21 protein-coding genes are annotated in these 22,735 nt (G+C 45.0%); 20 read left to right on the forward strand and 1 reads right to left on the reverse strand.

Going from position 1 to position 22,735, the window contains the following annotated elements:
* The first annotated feature begins 43 nt into the window (after nucleotides 1-43).
* The 8 genes from EK374_RS06805 to EK374_RS06840 all read left to right on the forward strand — a co-directional run bounded on the left by EK374_RS06805 (nucleotide 44) and on the right by EK374_RS06840 (nucleotide 7,762).
* Nucleotides 44-766 (forward strand): type 2 periplasmic-binding domain-containing protein, encoded by a 723-nt coding sequence (locus EK374_RS06805; protein ID WP_127021343.1) that lies wholly within the window; start codon nucleotides 44-46, stop codon nucleotides 764-766.
* 113 nt (nucleotides 767-879) lie between these two features.
* Nucleotides 880-1,335, forward strand: a complete 456-nt coding sequence (locus tag EK374_RS06810) for a GNAT family N-acetyltransferase (RefSeq protein WP_127021344.1) — start codon at nucleotides 880-882, stop codon at nucleotides 1,333-1,335.
* Nucleotides 1,336-1,469: 134 nt separating this feature from the next.
* Nucleotides 1,470-1,694 (forward strand): hypothetical protein, encoded by a 225-nt coding sequence (locus EK374_RS06815; RefSeq protein ID WP_127021346.1) that lies wholly within the window; start codon nucleotides 1,470-1,472, stop codon nucleotides 1,692-1,694.
* Between the two features lie 436 nt (nucleotides 1,695-2,130).
* The gene (locus tag EK374_RS06820) at nucleotides 2,131-3,249 is read left to right on the forward strand and encodes a flavin reductase family protein (protein WP_127021348.1); all 1,119 of its coding nucleotides are present in this window, start codon (nucleotides 2,131-2,133) and stop codon (nucleotides 3,247-3,249) included.
* A 7-nt stretch (nucleotides 3,250-3,256) separates the two neighbouring features.
* A complete protein-coding gene (locus tag EK374_RS06825; protein ID WP_127021350.1) occupies nucleotides 3,257-4,336 on the forward strand; it encodes a fatty acid desaturase family protein in 1,080 nt (359 codons plus the stop codon).
* 40 nt (nucleotides 4,337-4,376) lie between these two features.
* Nucleotides 4,377-5,180, forward strand: a complete 804-nt coding sequence (locus EK374_RS06830; RefSeq protein ID WP_127021352.1) for an acyl-CoA thioesterase — start codon at nucleotides 4,377-4,379, stop codon at nucleotides 5,178-5,180.
* Between the two features lie 116 nt (nucleotides 5,181-5,296).
* Nucleotides 5,297-6,673, forward strand: a complete 1,377-nt coding sequence (gene dbpA / locus EK374_RS06835) for an ATP-dependent RNA helicase DbpA (RefSeq protein ID WP_127021354.1) — start codon at nucleotides 5,297-5,299, stop codon at nucleotides 6,671-6,673.
* 246 nt (nucleotides 6,674-6,919) lie between these two features.
* Nucleotides 6,920-7,762, forward strand: a complete 843-nt coding sequence (locus EK374_RS06840) for a substrate-binding periplasmic protein (protein ID WP_127021356.1) — start codon at nucleotides 6,920-6,922, stop codon at nucleotides 7,760-7,762.
* Here EK374_RS06840 and mutH read toward each other — a convergent pair.
* Nucleotides 7,759-8,466, reverse strand: a complete 708-nt coding sequence (mutH, locus tag EK374_RS06845; RefSeq protein ID WP_325049718.1) for a DNA mismatch repair endonuclease MutH — start codon at nucleotides 8,464-8,466, stop codon at nucleotides 7,759-7,761. The genes EK374_RS06840 and mutH overlap by 4 nt on opposite strands.
* 342 nt (nucleotides 8,467-8,808) lie before the next feature.
* Between mutH and rppH the strand changes: the two genes are divergently transcribed.
* The 12 genes from rppH (at nucleotide 8,809) to EK374_RS06905 (ending at nucleotide 22,731) form a co-directional block, all read left to right on the forward strand.
* On the forward strand, nucleotides 8,809-9,327 hold the full coding sequence (rppH, locus tag EK374_RS06850; protein WP_008898589.1) for an RNA pyrophosphohydrolase: 519 nt from the start codon (nucleotides 8,809-8,811) through the stop codon (nucleotides 9,325-9,327).
* Between the two features lie 2 nt (nucleotides 9,328-9,329).
* Nucleotides 9,330-11,597 (forward strand): phosphoenolpyruvate--protein phosphotransferase, encoded by a 2,268-nt coding sequence (gene ptsP / locus EK374_RS06855; RefSeq protein WP_127021358.1) that lies wholly within the window; start codon nucleotides 9,330-9,332, stop codon nucleotides 11,595-11,597.
* Nucleotides 11,598-11,693: 96 nt separating this feature from the next.
* Nucleotides 11,694-12,527, forward strand: coding sequence for a prolipoprotein diacylglyceryl transferase (gene lgt / locus EK374_RS06860; protein ID WP_233280363.1), 834 nt, complete (start codon nucleotides 11,694-11,696; stop codon nucleotides 12,525-12,527).
* Nucleotides 12,524-13,357: a thymidylate synthase gene (locus EK374_RS06865; RefSeq protein ID WP_127021362.1), complete on the forward strand. Its 834-nt coding sequence runs from the start codon at nucleotides 12,524-12,526 to the stop codon at nucleotides 13,355-13,357. Before lgt ends, EK374_RS06865 begins: the two co-directional genes overlap by 4 nt.
* Before the next feature lie 210 nt (nucleotides 13,358-13,567).
* Entirely contained in the window at nucleotides 13,568-14,143 is a 576-nt protein-coding gene (locus EK374_RS06870) for a FlgO family outer membrane protein (protein WP_127021364.1), read from the forward strand.
* A 45-nt stretch (nucleotides 14,144-14,188) separates the two neighbouring features.
* On the forward strand, nucleotides 14,189-14,881 hold the full coding sequence (locus tag EK374_RS06875; RefSeq protein ID WP_127021366.1) for a FlgO family outer membrane protein: 693 nt from the start codon (nucleotides 14,189-14,191) through the stop codon (nucleotides 14,879-14,881).
* A gap of 27 nt (nucleotides 14,882-14,908) precedes the next feature.
* Nucleotides 14,909-16,270 carry a FlgO family outer membrane protein gene (locus EK374_RS06880; RefSeq protein ID WP_127021368.1) on the forward strand — a complete coding sequence of 454 codons (1,362 nt, stop codon included), beginning with the start codon at nucleotides 14,909-14,911 and terminating at the stop codon, nucleotides 16,268-16,270.
* 452 nt (nucleotides 16,271-16,722) lie between these two features.
* The gene (locus EK374_RS06885) at nucleotides 16,723-17,388 is read left to right on the forward strand and encodes a hypothetical protein (protein ID WP_127021370.1); all 666 of its coding nucleotides are present in this window, start codon (nucleotides 16,723-16,725) and stop codon (nucleotides 17,386-17,388) included.
* A 51-nt stretch (nucleotides 17,389-17,439) separates the two neighbouring features.
* Complete coding sequence (locus EK374_RS06890; RefSeq protein ID WP_127021372.1) at nucleotides 17,440-17,901, forward strand: hypothetical protein; 462 nt, start codon at nucleotides 17,440-17,442, stop codon at nucleotides 17,899-17,901.
* Between the two features lie 15 nt (nucleotides 17,902-17,916).
* Nucleotides 17,917-18,732, forward strand: coding sequence for a fimbrial biogenesis chaperone (locus tag EK374_RS06895; protein ID WP_127021374.1), 816 nt, complete (start codon nucleotides 17,917-17,919; stop codon nucleotides 18,730-18,732).
* Nucleotides 18,733-18,744: 12 nt separating this feature from the next.
* Nucleotides 18,745-21,960: a hypothetical protein gene (locus tag EK374_RS06900; protein WP_127021376.1), complete on the forward strand. Its 3,216-nt coding sequence runs from the start codon at nucleotides 18,745-18,747 to the stop codon at nucleotides 21,958-21,960.
* Nucleotides 21,961-21,972: 12 nt separating this feature from the next.
* Nucleotides 21,973-22,731: an SPOR domain-containing protein gene (locus tag EK374_RS06905; RefSeq protein WP_164731833.1), complete on the forward strand. Its 759-nt coding sequence runs from the start codon at nucleotides 21,973-21,975 to the stop codon at nucleotides 22,729-22,731.
* The last annotated feature ends 4 nt before the right edge of the window (nucleotides 22,732-22,735 follow it).

Raw genomic sequence — 22,735 nt, forward strand, 5'->3', positions numbered from 1 at the left:
GTCAGAGTCCAGGGACTCTGACCTCAAGCCAGAGAGTCCTGTTATGCGGCACAGACTACTTTGCGTTTTTGCGTTATTTTTACTGCCTTCATTGTCGGCTGAAACAACGGCCTCGCCAGATAAAGTCCTGCGCATGGGTATTCATAATTTTCCGCCTGATTTTGTGGTCAGCGCTGATGGTAAAAGTTGTAGCGGCGAAGGATATCTGTTGGCTCGACGGCTGTTTGCTCAGGCAGGTTATAAATTAAAGGCTGTCTGCACCACACCAGCCCGGATGTATCTGTTGTTAGATCAAGGTGAAGTGGATTTTAGTATTAATATAAAAACCACAGCTGCGATCAGCAAAAAACATAGGTTTATCGAACCCGCTTATATGCCGATGCAACTGATGCTGTACAGTCATTCGCTGAGCTCTACTGCACCACAAGATAAAACCGTGGCCGCTATCCGTTCTTTTGATTATTTAGGTCAGCGTCAGCAATTGCTGCAGCAAGGTTACCAACTGGTCGATATGCCAGACAGTATCAGCGCTGTGCAGTTATTTTTGCACCAACGTACTCAGCATTTGATCAGTTATCAGGGACCTTTTGTGGCTTATACCGCTGGGCAGTCAACTGATGTCGTCGATTTAAAACAAAAGAAGCTGGCAGAGATAGATGCCTATTTCGTCGTGTCCGCTGCTTCAGCCGATCACCTGCGCATTATTGAAGTTTTGCAGCAGCATGCCAAAGCTCATAGTTGCAGTTATCTGAAAGGCTGTGGTTAAGCAGATCTGCTGACCTTGCTGCTTGTAACTTGCCTAAAATTTAAAAGCATTGCTTTTTTACTATAGTTTTTGCTTGAATAGCTGCTTCTTTTTATTCTTCGCAGAATCTTTCTATGTCCATCGAAGCTTTAGACCCTTTATCTGCTCCGGCAGCTCATTTACTGGCTTTATCCGATGCTTATATGGCGTCTTTATACCCGGCTGAAAGTAACCATATGGAAAGCCCTGCCGCTTTGGCTTTACCTAATGTCTTGTTTTTAGGTGCTTATCTGGATGGTGAATTAGCAGGCTGTGGCGCTGTTAAACTAATGCATGATGATGGCAGTTATGGCGAAATTAAGCGGGTTTATGTGCTGGATGCATTCAGAGGCCGCGGCCTGTCAAAACAACTGATGCAAGCGCTGGAAGCTCATCTTGTAGAACAGAAGATCTCGCTGGCTCGGCTTGAAACCGGTATTTCTCAACCCGAAGCTTTGGGTTTGTATGAAAAACTGGGCTATCAGTACAGAGCTCCTTTTGGCTCTTATTTGCTTGACCCTTTAAGTGTGTTTATGGAAAAACGCCTCTAACCTATGGCTTTTCACCTGTGCGCGAAATAGTTGTGCTTTGAGTGGAATACAGTGATGCAGCCAGCAACCGGCTGCAATAGGGGAAACAGAGTAAGCATAAAAGTTGCTTAGCTGATTTTGTTCTGGATAGCAAAGTGGATGAAATTCAGCAGGCCAGTGAATTTTGGAGTCAGGCGCTGGGTGATCAGTTGCTACCTTCCGATCCTGATTGGGCTGAGCGTTATGCTTATCTGGACAACCCATGCTCTGAACCCAGGCTATTGCTACAAAAAGTCGAACATCCAAGCCATATACGGCAATTCTGGACCCGCCCTCCGGTATCGCCTGAAAAGCTCTCATTCAGCGTTGTAACAGCTTGAAAGAGCGCCACTATTCCTTCGCTATCACGCCTTGACTGAGTTCTTTTCAGGCAGCTCAGCTGTTTGTTCACTTATTAAACTAATAGGTGCTCTTCGGCCACAGATTTTGTGTGGTGGTGCCACAACGTGCCGATTTTGGTCAAAGCCCTGATGTAAAGCTCTGGCCTTAACCTCACTCTGCTTTAATGTTTCTGCCACAACCTCTTTGTCCAAAGACAAAGGGCTTGTGTTCAGTGTTCCTGCCTTACTGTGATTTTTAATTTAAAAAGTTACAGTTGTTCACTGTTCCATGTTTTTGTTGTTAAATTTTTAATTTAAATAATTTGTTTTAATTCAATTGATTGCTGTTTTTCGTCCTGGCTTTTAAATCCATGAAGTGGTGTTTTATTTATTTTTAGTGTACAACTGTGCGCTGAAATTAAGTGGAAGGACCAGTGTGAGCAAAACGATCTCTTTATGGGGCCAGAGCCTCTATCGCCAATTTAGTTTAATGCTGGCGAATCAGCCGAAGCTGGGTTATTACCTGCATCCTTTGTTGAACTGGAATAAACCTGCGCTGCATCCGGATTATCACAGTGCCCGCATTGTTGATTTTGGCTGGGAGACTGATCAGATGTTAAGTGTCTGGTTAGAACCAGCATCGTCCTGGGTAGGTTTCACCCCAGGCCAGCATCTTCTGGTCACTATGCTGCATCAAGGTCGTTATATCAGCCGCAGTTTTAGTATCAGCTCGTCCTCTGCAGTATTTGCGCGGCAAAAACAAATCCGCATCAGTTGCCGTATTCAACCTCAAGGCGAGTTTACTAAAGCTTTAGCCGCAGAGATGCCTAAGTTGACTCATTTGAGTGTCAGTGATGCGATGGGCGATTTTGTGCTGGAACCTAAAGCTGATACTGCGCTTGAACAGAGCATAGTGATGGTGGCGGCAGGTTCAGGTATTACACCACTTTGGTCCATGCTAAGCAGTTTACGCTGCTGGACTTCGCCTGTTGTGCTGTTTTATTGCGTTAAAAATGCAGCTCAGGCCGCCTTTTTGACAGAATTAAAACTACTGGCGGCAAAACAGCCTTTATTTGAACTGCAACTGATTGAAACTGAAAGTGCAGGCCGGTTGAATTTAGTGCGGCAATTAAAAGCGAAAGACGGTTTTTCGCTGATCAAGGCTCATTACTATCTATGTGGGCCAGCGGCTATGAGCCGTCAGTACAAGGACGATTTGATGCAACAAGGCGTGCCATCGACGGCCATTCATGCCGAACTTTTTGGATTGGCCGTGACTGCAGCAGAAGGGCCAGTCAAACAAGCCCTGTTTATGCAGCTGGGGCAGGTAACAACAGTAGAAGCCGCTGCAGGAGTGCCATTGTTACAAGCCGCAGAGCATCAAGGATTAACCCCACGTTTTGGTTGCCGGATAGGTGTGTGCTATCAGTGTGTGTGTCAAAAAAAATCAGGCCAGGTGCTGAATTTACGCACAGGTCAAATCTCAGGCGACGGTCCTGAACAAATTCAGTTGTGTATTAGCGCTGCGCATAGCAACCTGCAGATAGAGTTATAGGATCAGAATGAAACTTACAGAACAACAATTGTCGGAGCTGGCTGCTGAGCTGGATCAAGTGAAGGCCGGTGTGATGAGTCAGTTGGGGAATAAAGAAGCGCGTTATATCCGCCGTATGTTACTGACGCAGCGCTTAAGCGCCATTTCAGGCCGCATATTGATGGTGCTGGGGTTTATTACGCCATGGTTGTGGGTTTTAGGTGTTGCGCTTTTGGCGTTGGCAAAAATTCTCGACAATATGGAAATAGGGCATAACGTTTTACATGGGCAATACGACTGGATGAATGACCCAGTGCTGCATTCGAAGCGTTATGAGTGGGATATTGCCTGTGACGCTGGTTCCTGGAAACGCACCCACAACTTTGAGCATCACACCTACACCAATATCATTGGTAAAGACCGTGACTTTGGTTATGGCTTATTGCGCTTGAGTAACGACTTCCGCTGGCGCCTGCGTAACTTATGGCAGTTTGCCACTTATCTGGTGTTAAGCACCTTGTTTCAATGGGGCGTGTCTTACCACGAGCTGGCGGGTGAGCGGGTATTTTTTGGTAAAAAGAAACCCGATCGGGTTAACAGTGTCAGCCACAAGGATTTGAAAAAAGCCTTCTTTGGCAAAGGTGCACGTCAGTTGTTTAAAGATTATGTGTTTTTCCCTTTGATTGCCGGGCCTATGTGGTTATGGGTGTTAGCCGGTAATTTAGTGGCGAATATTATCCGTAACTTATGGACCTCCACTGTGATTTTCTGTGGTCATTTCACTGCTGATGTTCACACCTTTACCCAGCAGCAATGCGAAGGCGAAAGCCCTGGACACTGGTATTATCGGCAAATTCTGGGGTCATCCAACTTCACCGGACCGCGTTGGTTTCATATTTTAACCGGCCATTTAAGTTGCCAGATTGAACATCATTTATTTCCGGATATGCCAGCTTTGCATTATTTGACGGTCGCACCTCAAGTGCAGGCTATTGCGAAAAAATATGGTATTGCTTATAACAGCGGCAGTTTTTTGCGCCAGTACGCTACGGTAGTGGCCCGGATTATCCGATATTCATTTCCTGGCGGAAAAGCCACTACAGCATAAGATGTGGCTGCGCTAGCGCAGCATAAAAAAGGACAGAACTATGTTATTTGCCGATGTACTACAGCAGTTTAAAGCCGGACAGGCAGATGAGCTACAAATTGAAGTCCCTGCGCAATGGGGCCAGGGCAGGGCGGTGTTTGGTGGTATGGCGTCGGCTTTAGCTTTGGCGCATTTAATCACAGAGCTGCCTGCACAAATACCGCTGCGCTCTGTGTCCGTGTCTTTTGTCGCTCCGTTAAATGCAGGGCCAGCTACTGTATCGCGGCGTATTTTGCGTCAGGGCAAGTCAGTTATTCAGGCGATGGTCGAGATCACTCAGCAAGATCAGGTGGCTTTAGTGCTACTGGCGAGTTTTGGTGCTGAACGTCCATCGGCTTATCAGATTAAAGCGGAAACAGTTCCAGAATTTAATACAAAGGCTATGGTATTGCCAAAACAAGGGCCAGCACCGGAATTTACCCGACATTTTGATTACCATATCACGCGCGGTGTTATGCCATTTTCAGGGGGCACAGGCACAGAGTTAGGTGGGCTTATCCGTTTTGCTGAAGGCGAAAGTACAGCTGTAGGTGTGCTGGAGTTATTGGCCTTGGTCGACGCCTGGCCTCCGGTCAGTTTAACTTTACTGAACCAGCCGGCGCCCGCCAGTTCGTTAACCTGGACTATCGAGTTTATCCAGCCGCATCAAGGCGCTGAAACTAAAGCGCTGACGACTGACTGGTGGTCTTATCTGGCTAGTATTGAGCATGGCGCTGATGGCTATCATCATATTGAAGCCAAGTTATGGCAACCCGATGGTCAATTAGCGGCCATTAGCCGTCAGACGGTCACTGTATTTGCCTGATGCTTACCCTAGCGAAAAGTGCTTAAAATTTATACTCGCCCGGCGTGGGCGCTTCTGTTATAGTGCGCGCCCTTTTTCCAGTGCCAGTTTCTGTGTCAATAGAGAGTACCCATTTTTTGAGCAACGCCACTTTTACCAGTCTGCCTTTAGCAGAACATTTATTACAAAGCCTTGAGAGTCTTGGCTACAGTCAGATGACGCCTATTCAGCAACAGGCTTTGCCTGCGCTGTTGGAAGGCAAAGATATTCTGGCCAAAGCCCGCACCGGCAGTGGCAAAACAGTGGCTTTTGCCCTGACCTTGTTGCACAAACTGGCGGTCAAACGTTTCCGCATTCAGTCGCTGGTGCTTTGTCCTACCCGTGAATTAGCTGAGCAGGTTGCGCAGGAAATCCGTCGTTTAGCACGCAGTCAGCACAATATTAAAGTGTTAACTCTGGTCGGTGGTGTTTCTGTTGGTCCACAAATTGGCTCGTTAGAACATGGTGCTCATATTATTGTCGGGACTCCGGGTCGTATTCTTGAAATGATCGACCGTAACCTGCTGAACTTGTCGGATGTCGAAACCCTGGTATTAGATGAAGCTGACCGTATGTTGGACATGGGTTTCGCTGATGATATTGGCGTGATTCTGAACGCTCTGCCTGCGGATCGCCAAACCTTGTTGTTTTCAGCCACTTATCCGGACAAAGTGAACGATTTAAAACGTCACTTAAAAACCGATGCTGTGCAGGTATTTGTTGAAGATGCTGAACAAACTGAAATAGAGCAAAAATTTATTGAAGTAGAAGCCAACGATAAAATTGCTGCGTTAAAGCAAATCCTGTCCTGGCATGGCGCCAAGCCCACACTGATTTTCTCCAATATGCGCAAAGACACTCAGGATATTTGCGATGAACTCGCAGATGCCGGTTACAGTGTGATGTCGTTGCATGGTGACTTAGAGCAGCGTGACCGTGAACGTGTGCTGATGCAGTTCACTAACCAAAGTTGCCTGATTATGGTTGCAACAGATGTTGCAGCCCGGGGTTTGGATATCAGTGCTTTGCCTTTGGTCATAAACTACGATTTATCCAACGACCCTGAAGTGCATGTCCACAGGGTGGGGCGCACTGGCCGTGCAGGTAGCGAAGGTCTGGCTTTAACGCTGGTGACTCCTTCACAAATGGGCCGTTTGGCGGCACTGGAAGATCAGCTGAACTTAACAGCACAGTGGGCAGAGTTAACTGCTTTTCCTGCGAAAGATGCTGTACCGGCGCGCGCGCCAATGCGCACTGTGATGATCGATGGTGGTAAAAAAGATAAAGTAAGACCAGGTGACATAGTTGGCGCCTTAACAGGTGAATTGGGTTTGTCTTTTGATCAACTGGGCAAAATAAACGTGCTGCCAATGGTCAGTTTTGTTGCTGTTCGCAATGATGTAGCAAATGCTGCACTAAAACGCTTAAGCGAAGGCAAAATCAAAGGCCGTCAATTCCGCTGCCGTTTTGTCTGACAGACCAAAAATGGTAGGGGCGGGTTTTGTACCCGCCCGTCTCGAATTCAAATCCGATGCCCTTCAGTCTTGTACCCACCTGTCTAATGACACCGCGGTGTAATATACACAAAAACATTGTGGTGCAGATGGACGGGCCGGGGCAAGCCACGGCCCCTACACAAAAAGTATCTGATGTAAGAGGAAAAATTGCCCGGATGCACTAAGCTCAAAGCGGATAGACACTAAAAAATAAAGAGGCCGCTTATGAACGTTCAACACTTTCTATGCAGCGCTGTAGTTTGTCTGCTGTTGTTTGGCTGTAAACCTGCTGAAACTCAAACCTCTGCTGTTAGTACTCCTGATGCTGTCACTAAAGTGGCAGAAACTCCCGCTGAACCCAAAGCCGCACCATGCCAGCTGAAACTGGGTTTTGAATCCTGGGAACCCTACCAATATGTCGGATTGGAACAACAAGCCAGTGGACTGGATATTGAAATAGTACAAGCCGTTGCCGGACGTATGAATTGTACACTGGTGCTGCAGCATGGCACCTGGCAGGAATTATTGGGGCAGTTCAGGCAAGGACAGCTGGATGTGCTGTTGGGTGCATCCAAAACGCCAGCCCGCGAAGAATTTGCTTTATTCTCCGATCCTTACCGTGCTGAACAGTTCCAATTATTTGTTCGTAAGGATGATGCAGACAAATACAAATTTGAGTCTGTGGCAGAAATGGTGGCGGCAAAACACAAGGTGGGTTTGATCAGCGATTATTATTATGGTGAACAAATTAGTGCCTTGTATAGCGACGAGTATATGCGGCCACAGTTTGTTGAGTCTTCGATGAGCGAGCAAAATATCGCTGTGTTGCTGGATGATCAGGTAGATGCTGTGCTGGAGGATAGTTTTGTAGGCGCCGCTATTATCCGGCGTAAAGGACTGGAGCAAGAGGTGCAGCCTCATAGCATCAAGCTGGATGAATCACCTATTTATGTGATGTTCAGTAAATCAACAGTACAGCCAGAGCAGGTGAGCTCTTTTAATCAGGCCTTGCAGCAGCTAAAAGATAGTGGCGATTATCAGTTGCTTATAGGTAAGTATCAAAGTTAATCACCAAACTGGCGGGCCAGCAATGAAGCAGTAAAGCTGGCCTTTAAATAAAAGCCTCTGGGCAGGGTTTGAATAGGTTGGCCATCTGCGCCAATAGCAGAAGTTAGCGCTTTGCTGTTGGCCGCTTTAGGCCTTAATTGCAGTACTTTGCCATGCGCGCCTTTAATTTGATCAATACCACCTAATACAATCAGTTCCATCAATTCTTCCCAGTCCTGTTGCAACAATGCTTGTTGCTCTGCATCCGGGCTCCATAAAAATGCACTGCCAATTTGACGCTCCGCCAGTGGAATAGTGCGTTCGGCCAGTACGGGCACAAACAATACCTTGCTGAGTTTGCGACAGACCCATGACTCATGCCAGCGCAAGCCTGCGACATCGGTTAAAGGCGCTACACACACATAAGTGCTTTCCAGAGGTTTACCACATCGATCCACAGGTAAGGTTTTTAGTTCTACGCCTAAATGAGGAAAATCAGGTTCAGCTTTGCTGCCACTGCTGGCTCCGAGCACCAGTTCCAACAATTGACCTACAGTACCTTTTTCCCGTTGCAGATTGGCAGGTAGTTGAAGCTGACATTGCTCAGCCAACTGGCCTAACGTCAGGCCCGCAATCAGGGTGCAACGTTCGAGTAGATCGTCTATGTTTAGCGGTGGCAGGCTCATAAAAGCATCATAAATACAGCGGTGATTCAGGTCTTTCAAAACATTACCATTTTTTGATTTATTTTGCTGTTCAAAAAGCAAGCAAAGCAAGTTATGCACAGTTGTATCGCTGCTTAAATAGCAATCTTTTCAGTGTAACGTTATGTTTTTTATGGCTTTTTTTGTTGTTTTGGTTGTGTGTTATTCCAGCTTTCATGAGTTATTCAAGAATAAAAACACCCTTATGCACAGCTTTATGTACAGAGCCTGTGTAGAAGTTCACAGTGCGTGCTAATTAATCAGTTAAATTGTGGATAACTCTGTAGAAAATACAATTTGCCGAAGTCGTGACTTTATGAAAGAATCGATGAAACAACAGCTGTAAATAAGCTAGAGGTTTTTGTGATCGACGCTGAAGGCTTTAGAGCCAACGTCGGCATTGTGATATATAACCACCAGGGACAGGTGTTTTGGGCAAGGAGATACGGTCAACATTCCTGGCAGTACCCACAGGGTGGCATTGATGACGGGGAAACCCCTGAGCAGGCCATGTACCGGGAGTTAAACGAAGAAGTTGGTTTACAGCCTGAAGATGTAGAAATTATTGCTGTAACCAAACACTGGCTAAGGTACAAATTACCTAAGCGTTTAATTCGGCGGGACAGTAATCCGGTGTGTATAGGGCAAAAACAAAAATGGTTTTTGTTGCGCCTGACCTGTAAGGATGAAGACGTAAATCTGTTAAAAACTTCGCATCCGGAGTTTGATGACTGGCGCTGGGTCAGTTATTGGTATCCGGTGCGTCAGGTCGTCGCCTTTAAGCGGGAAGTGTACCGCAAGGTGATGAAAGAGTTTGCCCCTATTGCTTTGCCGTATCTTCGTAGAGATGGAAAAAATGAGAAGTTAATCAGAAGGGGTTAGAAATGCTGAGCCAGTTAAGGCGCATAGTGCAGGATGTGGCGCAAGAGCCGGTACTGAATAACGCATTGGCTGGCTTAGTCTCGAATGTAAAAAATGCTCTGAAGACAGAGTGTTGTTCTGTTTATTTAGCCGACTATAATCAGCAGCATTTTATGTTGATGGCGACAGACGGCTTAAATCCTGAAGCGGTAGGCCAAATCTCCATTGGTTTCTCCGAAGGTTTGATTGGCTGGGTAGGTCAGCGCGAAGAGCCGATCAACTTAGCCCAAGCCCATTTACATCCCCGTTTTAAAGTCACCCCAGAAGTCAGTGAAGACCGATTTTCGGCCTTTTTAGGCTGCCCTATTATTCATCACCGCAAAGTGCTGGGTGTACTCACTATTCAGCAAGGGGAGTCGAGGGTTTTCAGCGAAGATGAAGAGTCTTTTCTGGTCACTTTAGGTGTGCAGCTGGCCTCTGTGTTAGTGAACGCAGAAATGCGCCAGGCAGCCAGTCAGAATTCAAAACAGCAAAAAAGTACAGGCCAGTTGCTGGGTTTACCCGGTGCGCCTGGTATAGCTATAGGTGAAGGTTTTGTACTGGAACCGTCCAGTGACTTTGATGCGATATCGCTGAAAAAAGTCGATGATCCGGAAAAAGAGCTGTCACGTTTTTACAAAGCCGTCAAAATTACCAAAGCTGAATTTAATCGTTTAGCTGAACGTATGGCGGGGCATTTGCCGCCTGACGCTTTGGCCATTTTTGATGTTTACCATCAGTTATTAGACGCGGCCAGCCTTGGTAATGAAATTGAAAAACAAATCCACGAAGGCTGGTGTGCTAAAAGCGCACTAAAACGTGTGGTTGAAAAGTTTGCCCGCCAGTTTGACGATATGGACGATCCCTACCTGCGCGAACGCGGTACTGATATCCGTGATTTAGGTCAAAGAGTGCTGAATCATTTGCTCGACACTGAGCAGCGTCATCATAAATTGCCGGAAAAAGTCGTGTTAGTGGCTGACAACGTCACCGCCACTATGCTGGCCGAAATTCCGCGTGCTCAGCTGGTGGCTATAGTGTCGCTCAAAGGCTCAGTCAACTCACATGCCGCTATTATGGCCCGTGCTTTGGGCATTCCGGCTGTGATGGGCCTTGACGAGCTGCCGCTGTTTCACTGGCAAAGTCAGCGTTTGATAGTGGATGGCTATCGTGGTCAGATTTTAGTTGGGCCAGCTGAAGCTATAGTGGCTGAATACCAGGCCTTGATCAGTGAGGATGCGCAGCTTAGCGCCCGTTATCAGTCTGAGATGCATTTAAACGCCCAGAGCGCTTGTGGTACGCCTTTTAGTTTAATGGTCAATGCTGGTCTGGCGATAGAGTTGGAAAGCGCTCAGCCGTCATATACAGATGGCATTGGTTTATACCGTACTGAATTCCCTTTTATTATGCGAAACCGTTTCCCAACAGAAGCGGAGCAAATCGAACTCTATAAAAAAGTGCTGGCGTCGCATCCGACCAAAGCCGTGGTCATGCGTACTTTGGATGTGGGCGGTGATAAAGCGCTGCCTTATTTCAGCATTATTGAAGAAAACCCCTTTTTAGGCTGGCGTGGTATTCGGTTAACTTTGGATCATCCGGAAATTTTTCTGGTTCAAATCCGCGCTATGCTCAAAGCCAATATAGGCCAGGGCAATTTACATATTTTGCTGCCGATGATTTCGGACTTAGCTGAAGTGGATGAATCGCTGCGTCTCATCAAACAGGCTACTTTTGAACTGACGGATGAGTTAGCAGGCACTGAAGTGCAGCTACCTAAAGCTAAAGTCGGGGTGATGATTGAAGTGCCGTCCATTATGTATCAGTTGCCTGAACTGGCGCGGAAGATTGATTTTTGCTCTGTCGGCACCAACGATTTAACTCAGTATTTATTGGCTGTTGATCGCAACAACCCAAGAGTAGCGGGTTTGTATGATGCGATGCATCCTGCGGTTTTGCGCGCCTTGCATCAAATGTCATTACAGGCTCAGGGCTTACAATTGCCTATGAGTATTTGTGGTGAATTGGCAGGTGAACCTGCTGGTGTACTGATTTTAGCTGCCATGGGCTATGACAAATTCAGTATGAACAGCAGTAACCTGGCAAAAATCAAATGGTTGTTACGCAGGGTGAATATGTCTGAACTGCAATTGCTGCTACCGGAAATTCTGGCCTGCCAGTCGCCAAAACAAGTTCGTCTGCACGTACAGCGTTTCCTCGACCAAAAGCAGCTACTGAACCAATTACGTGCTTAACAGCACCAAGGGCTGTTACAATGTTTGACCTTATCTGGATCTGCGTTGGTGTGAATGCACCATGCAGATGTATTGCTTAGAACAGGACTTTTCATAGTGGACTCTTACTTTTTATTCCCGCAAATTGACCCGGTGATCTTTAGCATCGGGCCTGTCGCCGTGCGTTGGTATGGCTTGATGTATGTGATTGCCTTTTTACTGGCGAACTGGTTGGCGAACCGGCAAGCTGATAAACGGGGCTCGGGTTGGACCCGCGATCAGGTCAGTGACTTACTGTTTTTCGGCTTTTTAGGCGTCATTGTCGGTGGCCGCGTTGGTTATGTATTGTTTTACAGTTTCAGTAACTTCATTGCTGATCCGCTGTATTTATTCCGCACCTGGGAAGGTGGTATGTCCTTCCACGGTGGTGTGTTAGGTGTGATGGCCGCTATGGCCTGGTTTGCCTGGCGCAATAAAAAACGTTATCTGGAACTAGGTGACTTTGTTGTACCGCTGCTGCCTCTGGGTTTAGCTTTTGGTCGTTTGGGTAACTTTATCAACGGCGAATTATGGGGCCGCACTACAGATGTACCATGGGCTGTGTTATTCCCGAATGCCGGTATGTTGCCGCGCCATCCGTCACAACTTTATGAACTGGTCGCTGAAGGTATCATTCTGTTTATTTTGCTGCAATGGTACAAAGGCAAAAAACCACCTGCAGGTAACGTCGCTGGTTTATTCCTGCTGGGCTATGGTACTGCACGTTTTATTATTGAATTCTTCCGTGAGCCGGATGCGCATTTAGGCTTGTTATCTCTGGGCATGTCTATGGGGCAGTGGCTCTGTATTCCAATGATTGTTGCTGGCCTTGGACTGATTGTCTGGGGTTATAGCCGTGAGAGTAAATCAGGCCGTCAGAGCAAAACATCAGGCAAAGAGAGCAAAGCATGAAGCAGTATTTAGACTTAATGCGCCATGTGCTTGAGCATGGCCACAAAAAATCTGATCGCACAGGCACTGGCACCATCAGCGTGTTTGGCTATCAGATGAGGTTTGACTTAAGCCAGGGCTTTCCGCTGGTAACCACGAAAAAATGTCATCTGCGCTCTATTATTCATGAGCTGTTGTGGTTCCTCAAAGGCGACACCAATATCCAGTATCTGAAGGATAACAAAGTTAGTATTTGGGATGAATGGGCGACAGAGCAGGGCGATTTAGGTCCTGTCTATGGTGCGCAGTGGCGCAGCTGGCAAACGCCGGATGGTCGGGGGATAGACCAAATCAGCCAGCTCATTCATGACATTAAAACCAATCCGGATTCACGCCGTTTAATCGTCAGTGGCTGGAATCCAGCGGTATTGCCTGATACTAAGTTCAGTCCAAAAGACAATGCGGCTATGGGCAAACAGGCCTTACCACCTTGCCATACCTTGTTCCAGTTTTATGTGCACGACGGAAAATTATCCTGCCAGTTGTATCAACGCAGCGCCGACATTTTTCTTGGCGTGCCTTTTAATATCGCCAGTTATGCGCTGCTAACCATGATGGTGGCGCAGGTCTGTGATTTAACGCCTGGTGATTTTGTGCATACTTTTGGTGATGCACATTTGTACAGCAACCATATGGACCAAGTAAACGAGCAGTTAAGCCGCACACCACATCCATTGCCACAAATGAAACTAAACCCTGCCATCAAAGATATTTTTGGCTTTAGTATCGACGATTTTGAACTAGTCAATTATTTGGCACATCCTGCCATCAAAGCCCCCATCGCGATATAAATACCGTAGGGGAGGGGCTTGTCCCCTCCCGTCCATCTGCACCGCGGTATTTGTCCCCTCCCGTCCATCTACACCGCAGAATTGAGTCTGACGAATTTCGGGATTGTAAAAACCGTCAAAATTTTCTGGCATCAATTTTGCTGTATATCTGACATAGATAAAAAAGTGCGATCATTGCCGGGGGCTACAGTGCGAATACTAGGTTTAGTGATGACAGTTCTGCTGTTGTGCAGCTGCAGCTTTTTGCCACAAGGGCAAGATGTTGCCGATCCTGTAACCAAATCAAAAGCAGAACAGCATCCTCCTTTGTTGTTTTACACTGAGCGTCTGGCCGATCAGCTTTTTCATAAATTACAGCCTTTGGAATCAGGAGCTATCGCCGTCACTACTTTTGCAGATGTGCAGCTGATGGCCCCTGATGTCAGTCGTCACTCTAGCTACAATGCCTCTTTGCAGTTACAGGAAAGCATGCAGACCGTTGCTACCCAACTTGGATATCAGGTCAGTGAGATCCGTTTAAACGATGCGGTGATGCTGCATCCCGGTTTTGAAAATGCTCTAGGCCGTGATTTAAGCCAACTGGCGCAGAATCAGCTGGCGCGCTATGTGATTACAGGGACCCTGACCGAAGGAGAAGTGCATATCACAGTCAATGCTAAATTAATTGACCTGAAGAGTCAGCAAGTACTTGCTGCCGCATCCAGTGTTATTCCTGTAGCTGTATTATGGCCCAACGAGCAGTTGCAATTGCGCCATAATAGGTTGTATCGCAATTCGGAGTCTTAACGGATGAGCAGATTAAATCGCTATTATTTCAACTTGGTAAGCGTCATGGCCATTGCCGTAATATCTGGCTGTGCTCCGTTGATCCAGCTCGACTCTGACGCTCAACCTTCAACGGTCAATCAAGTGGAGCTAGGTCAGGGTAGTGGCCGTATGAAAAATGAGCAGCCTTTGGCGCACTTATATATCAGTGATTACGATAGTGCCGCAGTCCAAAATGCCCGCATGTCAGGAATGAAATTACCAGGCTATAAACCTGAACCTGTAGTAACAGTCAATCACTATGTGCAAAGTCTGATGCATGACTTAGCCGCTAATCTGGAAATTTTAAGTACAACCTTCAGTGTAGGCGTCACCAGCTTCGTATATCTGGATGGTGATTATCAGCAAGGTGATTTGCTAGGCAACCAACTGTCCGAAGCTTTTATGCATGAAGCCACTCAATTTGGCATGGCAGTAACAGATTTCAAAACTACAGATTACATCCGTGTGACGCCAACAGGTGATTTCACCTTCAGCCGCGATTTTCTGGAATTAACACAGCAATATCCAATTAGTGTGGTGTTGGGCGGAACTTTGGTTCGTCATCAAGGTGGTGTGATAGTCAATGCGCGAATGGTGAACGTGATGGATAAAAAAGTACTGGCTTCAGCTCAGGCTTTTATTCCACAGAACGTTGTGCATGCACTTAAAGGAACTCACAGTGCGCCGTTGTTGCAGTTAAAAGCGAGTCAGCCATAGCTATTACAGTATTTACAGGATGGACTAATGATGTTTAGAATCAGTGCTTTTGGTCAATTATCAAACAATAGGTTAGGTGTAAGCAGCAACATTTACTCTGCAATTTGTGCTGCCTTGATGCTAAGCCTTCTGTCATCCTGTGCAATGCTAGAAAGCAGTTCAGTTGAAATAGGCGATGAAACAGAAGAGGCCCAAATACCAACTCAATCTCCTGAAGAACAGTTGGCGATGTTGCAGGAACAAATGAAAATTATGCAGGCGGACTGGGAAAAACAGAAGCCAGCACTTGGTCGTTTAATGAGTAGTGAAGAAGATTTACAGTTTTTGATAAAAACATTAAGTGAGATGTCGGAACTTGATGATTCGCCTTCCAGGGCGGCGTATCTTGGAAAAGTTGAAAAAACGCCAGAGCAAGCGGACGCATTGCAGACATTGCAAAGTGTTGTTGATAATCAGGATCAACTACTTGCTGTTATCAAAGGTCTTTCTGAAATAATTGAGCAGACGAAGGCTTCTCGATCAACGCCGCAATTTAATAATTTGTCTGCAGCTACTGAAATTAACTCAGACAATGCAACATTTGCGAGCCCTGCCACTGATGGAATGTCAGTGGACCCCGGTAGTGCTAACAAATCTTCTTTCAATCAGACTGTACCTAGTGGTGCGGTACAAGCTCAATCAAATTGTGCTTGTGACTCGACAGAAACAAATGTGTCTACTAGTCAAAGCGCTGACACAAAAAGAAAAAGTACAGAATGGTTTGGTATAACAGAGCCATTAGCTGAAGCAGAGCCTGCCGGATCGAAAACAATGGTTTCGCAACTGGATTCTGCAGAGGTCTTAGCAGGAGCCCCTATTCCCGGATTAAATGTGAAGCGATTCAAGCGCAAAAATCTGCCTTCAGAGATGGCTGCCGCAGGTATTGATATGAAGCCATACATTTCTGCGCCGCAGTTTAAACAGAGTCGGAAATCTCTAAGTGATTATGTGTCTCAGCTTGCCTTTAAATTAGCAGGTAATCAGCAATTAGTTGGAAATAAAGTTGGGGTTGCGAGTTTTGTATTTTTCGATGAACAGCTTGAGCAAACAAGTTCTGTTGGTAATCAATTGGCCGAGCAGCTCAGCACAGTATTGCCTGAATATGGCGCTTTAGTTGTAGAATACAAACTTACACGCGAGATTACCGTGAGTCCTGCAGGTGATTTATCCCTTTCGCGCAATGTCGAGAAACTGCGTGATTTACAAGGAATGGATTATGTGCTGACGGGCACTATGGTTCCAACCAATCGAGGCTTGCAAATAAATAGCCGGGTTGTTTCTACTAGAAATAATTTAGTGATTGCATCTGCAACTACTTTGATACCTGCGATTTTGTTAGGGCAACTTTAAAGCAGTGTCTACACTGCATAAATTGAGTTTTGTACACTTTGTTATATATGGATTCATCTGTAAGTACATATATTATGAATATATTGCTTAAATAAACAATCTGAGGTTTTGTGTCGCCATAGATAGTGTGATGAATTAAATTTATCAATTTTTGTGTTTTGTTCAAATGTCTGATTTTACAGGTGTCGTTAGATTCATCCTCATCGCTGTACTCGTTTCTATTGATTGATCAGGTGTTTATCCGTATATTCTGTTAATTAGGCGATGGTCATTTTGGTGATATACCTCTTGTATTCAAACAAAACCATCAAATGAAAAAAATACAAAAAAAATTAAAATTTGTATTAAGTTTTTCAATCCATGGTCGATACATAGATACGCTTGTGGTGAATTTCAAACAAGTTACCTGAGCGGGTTCATTGTAACTATTTGATCAATATAGGAAATGATATATGAAAAAGAGTAATCAACAAAAACTGGTCTCTGGTATCGGTTTAGCCTTAGCTGGTATGACGGCTTTGACTCCACTGCAATCTATGGCTATCAACACCCAAGCATCAGTGAAAGTCAAAAATGCTATCACTTTTGCTGAAACTGCTCCTCTGAATTTCGGAACTGTGCGTGCAAACTACAACACAGCTCAGGCTGCCAACGCCTCTGTTTCTGCTGCTCGAGTTACTCTGCCTGCTGATGACGCAGCAACGATGACGGCAACACCTGGTACGAACGGCTTTTCAATGAACAGCTTAGTTCGTGGCAGCTCAGCTAAGTATACTGTTACAGGCGCAGCGCCTTTCACTGCAGTAAATATCTTGATCACTGATGCAGCTACAACTACAGCTGGCGCCAATGTAGCTTTAACTACGGCTAACACCGCTGCTCCAGGTTTTGTAATCATTGGCAGCTCGTGGACTGCACGTGACCTGGTATTGAACTCTACATTTGATATTGGTGATGCCAATGGTTTAGGCCAGATCACAACAGATGGTACAGGTGCTGCTAGCTTCTCTGTAGGCGCACAGTTAAGTACAGATCTTGATAATACCAAAGCTCAGAACTACGATCAGAATAATGAAGTTGAATACACAGGTCAGTTTGCCATCACTGTTTCTTACTAATAGCTGAAGATGGTATTGTACCTCTTTGTCAAATCTTTGAGGTCAATAGTAATGAAACTGAAACCAAGATGGCCGTTGGTGTTATTTGCACTGCTTGTTGTATGTTCAGCACAGAGCCAAATAATACAGCGGCCACTTTATTTTGGAACTATTATTACTACAGGTAACACTATCGTAAGCAGGATAGTGGTGCCACGGTCAGGCAAGCCTTACAGTACTCATCAGTTGCAAATTGTTGAGGATGCTTACCCGTCCGAATTAACTCTACAGTTTTTTCCTGCATATACAGAACTGCATTTAACGCCGGTCGTACCAACAGAATTGCGAGCCAGCGCCGATCCTTTGTTACCACCATTTATAGTGGAAAGTCTGGATATACCTTTGTCCATTTTTACCGATGGTAATGGAGAATCGCAGCTTATTATTGGCGCTACAATCAAAACTACTGGTGATGGACGGCCATATCCCGATGCCAGTTATACGGGTAGTATAGATATAGTGGTAAATTATTAATCAAAAGGATAGAAAATGATAAAGCTTATTCAAAGTGCAGTCGTACTGCTTATGTTGACGAGCATGACCTGTTCGGCTAGTTTGATGATTACACCTTTGCGGGCGTCATTTTTTGATAACAAACGTAGTGACGAAATAATACTGGTCAACAATGGTGAAGAGGTGAATAGCTATCGACTGGAGTGGGTTGAACAGATGGCTTTACCCCAAGGCGGCTACCGCCCATTAACGGCAGCTGAGGCAGCGGCTTTTCCTTCAGCAAGTAAGTTTCTGCGCTACAGCCCACGTCAAGTCACTTTAAAACCTGGCGAAAGCCAGACGATTAAACTGGTTTTGCGTAAACCAAACAACCTTCCTGCTGGTGAATACCGCAGTCATCTGCGTTTTCGAGCTATTCCAAAAACACTGTCTCCAGAAGCTGGCATTAATGTATACGCCATCATGAGTTACGCTATTCCGGTTATTGTGAAGCAGGGGCCAAAACAGGCGCAAGTTAGTCTTGAGCAAGTGTCCATGGCTACTTTAAACGGCAAACCTCAATTAAAGCTTAACCTTAATCGCTCAGGAACAAGTTCGGTGATAGGAAATGTGCAGGTTTTTTATAAAGCCTCAGGTAGCAACAATCAGCTTGAGATTGCTAAATACAATGATTTCAGCATCTACCCAGAAGTAAAACAGTCACAACTCACGCTCATTAATACTGGAGAAATGCCAACTTCATTGAATGGCATCTTGAAATTGGTATACAGCGGCACTCAGGAATGGAGTGGCACAACTTTTGCTACTAAGGAATATCAAGTAGCAGGAGGGAATGTTCGCCCTCTCAACTAAAATGGGGCACAAATGGCTGAAACGAAGTACAGAGTTCAATATTGCGCTTTTTGTGTTTCAGTGATCCTTGGCGCATCTGTTGCGGTCCCAATATTTTCGGTTCAGGCTTCGGAGCCTTTAACGCAAAAGCAAAAAGTTTTTGCGTTAATCAATAAAATTCAGAACAAGTATCAAAAGTTTGAACAGACACCCCAAGCTTTGAATCAAGAGGTGGCAGCCCGTTTGGTTACAACGGGTTCCGCACCTGATCTATCAATTGCTGCTCCTACTCTTATGGTTGCTGAAGGCTCGGAAAACGACGAGTCTTTTAGTCGTTATGAGGTAGGTGAGGAGTTGATCTTTAGTCTGCAGTTAGCTGATATACCCGTCAATGATTTGACACTACTAAAAACCGAAACTGGTTATGCGATTGACCTGGTTATGCTACTTGAAGTGTTGAATATCTATTTTGATTATCAGCAGCAAAGCTCTATTGTCAAAGGCTGGATTTATGACGAACAAAACAACTTTTCAATTCAATTGCCAAAAAAGACTGATGATATAACCGAAGTATTTATTAGCAATAGGCGATACGAATTAACATCAACTCAGTACGTGTTGGTCGATGATATTTCATATATTGATTTGTTGCTGCTTGAACAATGGTTAGGCTTTAAATTTAATGTTCGCGAAAACGACTTAAAATTGTTTTTAACCACTCAAAAACCACTTCCACTGCAGTTACAACAGCAACGACAGAGGAATAAACTGCAGAATACTGTCAGCCAGTCGGCAGTGTTGCCATTAAAAGAATCTGGTTATAAAACCTTCATGACCCCAATGCTGGATTTAAACTTAACTTCAGGTGTGAGCGTCAGTGGCAGCAATAATTACATTCCATTTAACTACTCGGCAGTCGGTGCGCTGGATGTTCCCTATTTTAGCAGTTTGTTTTACTTCAGCGGTGCTAAAGAGCAGTTACTGAATAATCCGCGTCTAACGCTCTCTAAATATTCCAATAAAAGTGACTTGTTAGGACCGCTTGGTTTAACAACTATCGACCTTGGTGATGTTACCTCAGTCAATTCTCTCCCTGGAGGCAGTAGCGCACAGGGACTAGGTTTTCGTCTGTCGAGTTTGTCCGCTACCCAAACGGGTAATGACAGTAAAGTCAATTTTAGCGGCGTGATTCAAAATGGTTGGGATGTCGAGTTATACCGTAACAATATCTTAATAGATAGAAAACTGAACGCACAGGATGGACGTTACGACTTTAATGACGTGCAGTTATTTTATGGACAAAATAATTTTGATTTGGTGTTCTATGGACCACAGGGGCAAATTGAGACAAAAACTGAGCAGTATAATTTTACTGAAAACAGTCTAAAGAAAAACGATACCAGCTATTTGCTATCTTTCGTAGACAACTCACGCAGTTTATTCGATAAACAAGGTTTGGCCGAAGAAGAGCAAGGTTATCTAACCAATGCCATCTTCCGCTATGGTCTGACAGACTTCTGGACTACTTCTGTAGGGGTAGAGTCTTTTAAGCCCAAGTTATCTGATCAAACAAAGCTTAATTCTTACAGCCTTGGTAATTCTTTTAATTTATTCAATAAAGCGCTATTTAGTTATAACTTGCTACAAGATGAATTAAAAAACCGCACAGATGGTTATGCATTAGGTACCTCGGTATTAGGTATTTCAATGGAGGCTAATTACTCCGAAGCTGATATCGTCGCAGTGAGAGAGCAACAAAGTACTTTAGATGGAAAACCATCCAATTATGGTTTCACTGCATCCGGCGGCTTTGGTTCTTCTATTCCTTTATCCTTTTCTCAGTCCTGGTCCGTCACCAAGGATGGCTTGGGGAATGAAAATTCGAGCCTGTCAAATCGATTGGCGTTGCGCACACCTATTGGCGTTTTTAACAACGTAATTCAGAAAAATGACAGAGAGAGAATACTGGATAGCGATTCGCCTTTGCTCACAGACGCAGACCGACAATTGCTGAGCATAGGAAATACTGACCCTCTAACTACCGCAAACAAAATTTCTGTAGGCACAGTGGCCGGTCAATTCAACTTTAACACTGCACTCAAAGGTGTTTTTCTGGGCATAGGTTCTACCTATTCTTTGCAGCCAAAAAAACAGTTGGAAGCAGTTTCTGCCAACGTTTCTTACCAGCATACGCCAGATTTTGGTTCAACTCTTGGTTTAAACTACTCTCGTTTTAATGATCAGTTAGGCGGAAGTCTGGGTTTAAACTGGCGTCATAAGTTGGCTACTATTAGTTCTTACTTTAATTACAATAATAAGGACTCATACAGTATCGGTTTATCTGCTCAGTTTAGCTTTGGGTACGAACCAGAAACAAAAACAGTTTTTGGTGGAGCCCAGCCTTTGGCCTTCGGTGGTGCTATGGCCGTTAAGGTCTATGAAGATCTAAACAACAATAAAATACACGACAAATATGAACCTGTCGTTCCAAACGCGAAAGTAAAAGCGGTTCAGCAGTACCGTGATGAAGTCACAGATGAGCGAGGTGTCGCTGTGTTGAAAGGTCTGTCGACGGGGTATGCGACCGATATAATTGTTGATCGAAGTTCCTTGGAAGATCCTACTATGGTTCCAACTACTACTGGAATCTCAGTGTTACCTCGTCGTGGATTAGTAATGCATCATGAAATACCGCTATCGACCACAGGTGAAATTGAAGGCAACATTTTTAGTAAGGATGCGTTGGGAGAAGAAGTACCTGCATCAAATATTCTGGTTATTTTATTGGATAATAAAGGTAATAAAGTTACAGAAACTGTAACAGAGTTCGATGGTTATTATGCCTTTGCTGATGTTCTACCAGGTCGGTATAAGATAGCGCTAAACAAGAAATATACCAATCGTAAAAAGCTTCGGAATGCAACACCATTACTTACCAAAGTAAGAGGCGGTGGGGAGTTAATAGATGGTCGTTCCTTTATTCTGGAGAAAATGGAGTTCACTGAGGGCTTTTCAGTTGTTCTCGGCAGCTTCAGCAGCATTGAATTACTGAAAACGTACTGGGGTGTTATCAGACCAAAACTGGACGTTTCATTATTGGCACCATTTTACCTGGTTGATGAGGAGACTGGCCGTTATGTCTTGTATGGTCATTTTGTCCAGCAACAGGAAAAGGCTGAGCGTATCTGTACTCGATTTGTCGCAAGAAAGCTCAGCTGTTCTGTGAAGCCTTTAGGTTTGGATTTATAAATGGAGATTGGCATGAAAACGAAACTTGTTGGTATCTGCCTGTTAGTGCTCAGTGGTTGTAGTTCTGTGCCTGAGCCAGAAAAACGTATAGCCCCTGAAGATCAGGAATGGCAGCAACTTAAACCGTCATTAAAAAGGCTGGTGGCATTGGAAGGTGACTTAAAATTGTTAATAGGTGAGCTCGCAGCTTTAAAGGAGACAGAGCAAGCCACGCTACCAGCCGAAAACGTTGAAGTTGACACCATCACTAAACAAGACTTTGATGAAAAGCTAGTGAATACAACTAATGCTTCAGAAGTTGTTGATGAGGTTACTTCAAATGTTCCTATAACTCCTGTACCGTCCAAACCTGTTGAAGTAGCGCAAGCAGTTGCTCCGGTCACGACCACGGATCTGACCGACCCCGCTATTACAGCAACAACCGATGGTGCAGCGATTGGGTCTGAAGTGTTGGCTGATACCGCAATTAATGAAAAGACTATGGCAGCAAAAGACCTGGGTTTTGCTTTGCAACTAGCGTCGTTAACTAGTCATACTGCAGCGGTGAACACTTGGTCTCGCTATATTTTAAAGCAGCAGCAATTGGCGAATTATTTACCTTTAATAGAGAAAGTTACAGTGAATGGTAAGTTGTATCACAGGCTGAAGCTGGCAGGTTTCAGCACCAAGGCTGAGGCGAAAAGACTGTGCACAAACATAGCGCAGGCAGGCATTCAGTGTTATTCCACCAATACCAACGGCGAATTGTTGCAAATGCTGGCGAGCAGGTAATAAA

Source organism: Rheinheimera mangrovi (assembly GCF_003990335.1).
Taxonomy (GTDB): Bacteria; Pseudomonadota; Gammaproteobacteria; order Enterobacterales; family Alteromonadaceae; genus Pararheinheimera; species Pararheinheimera mangrovi.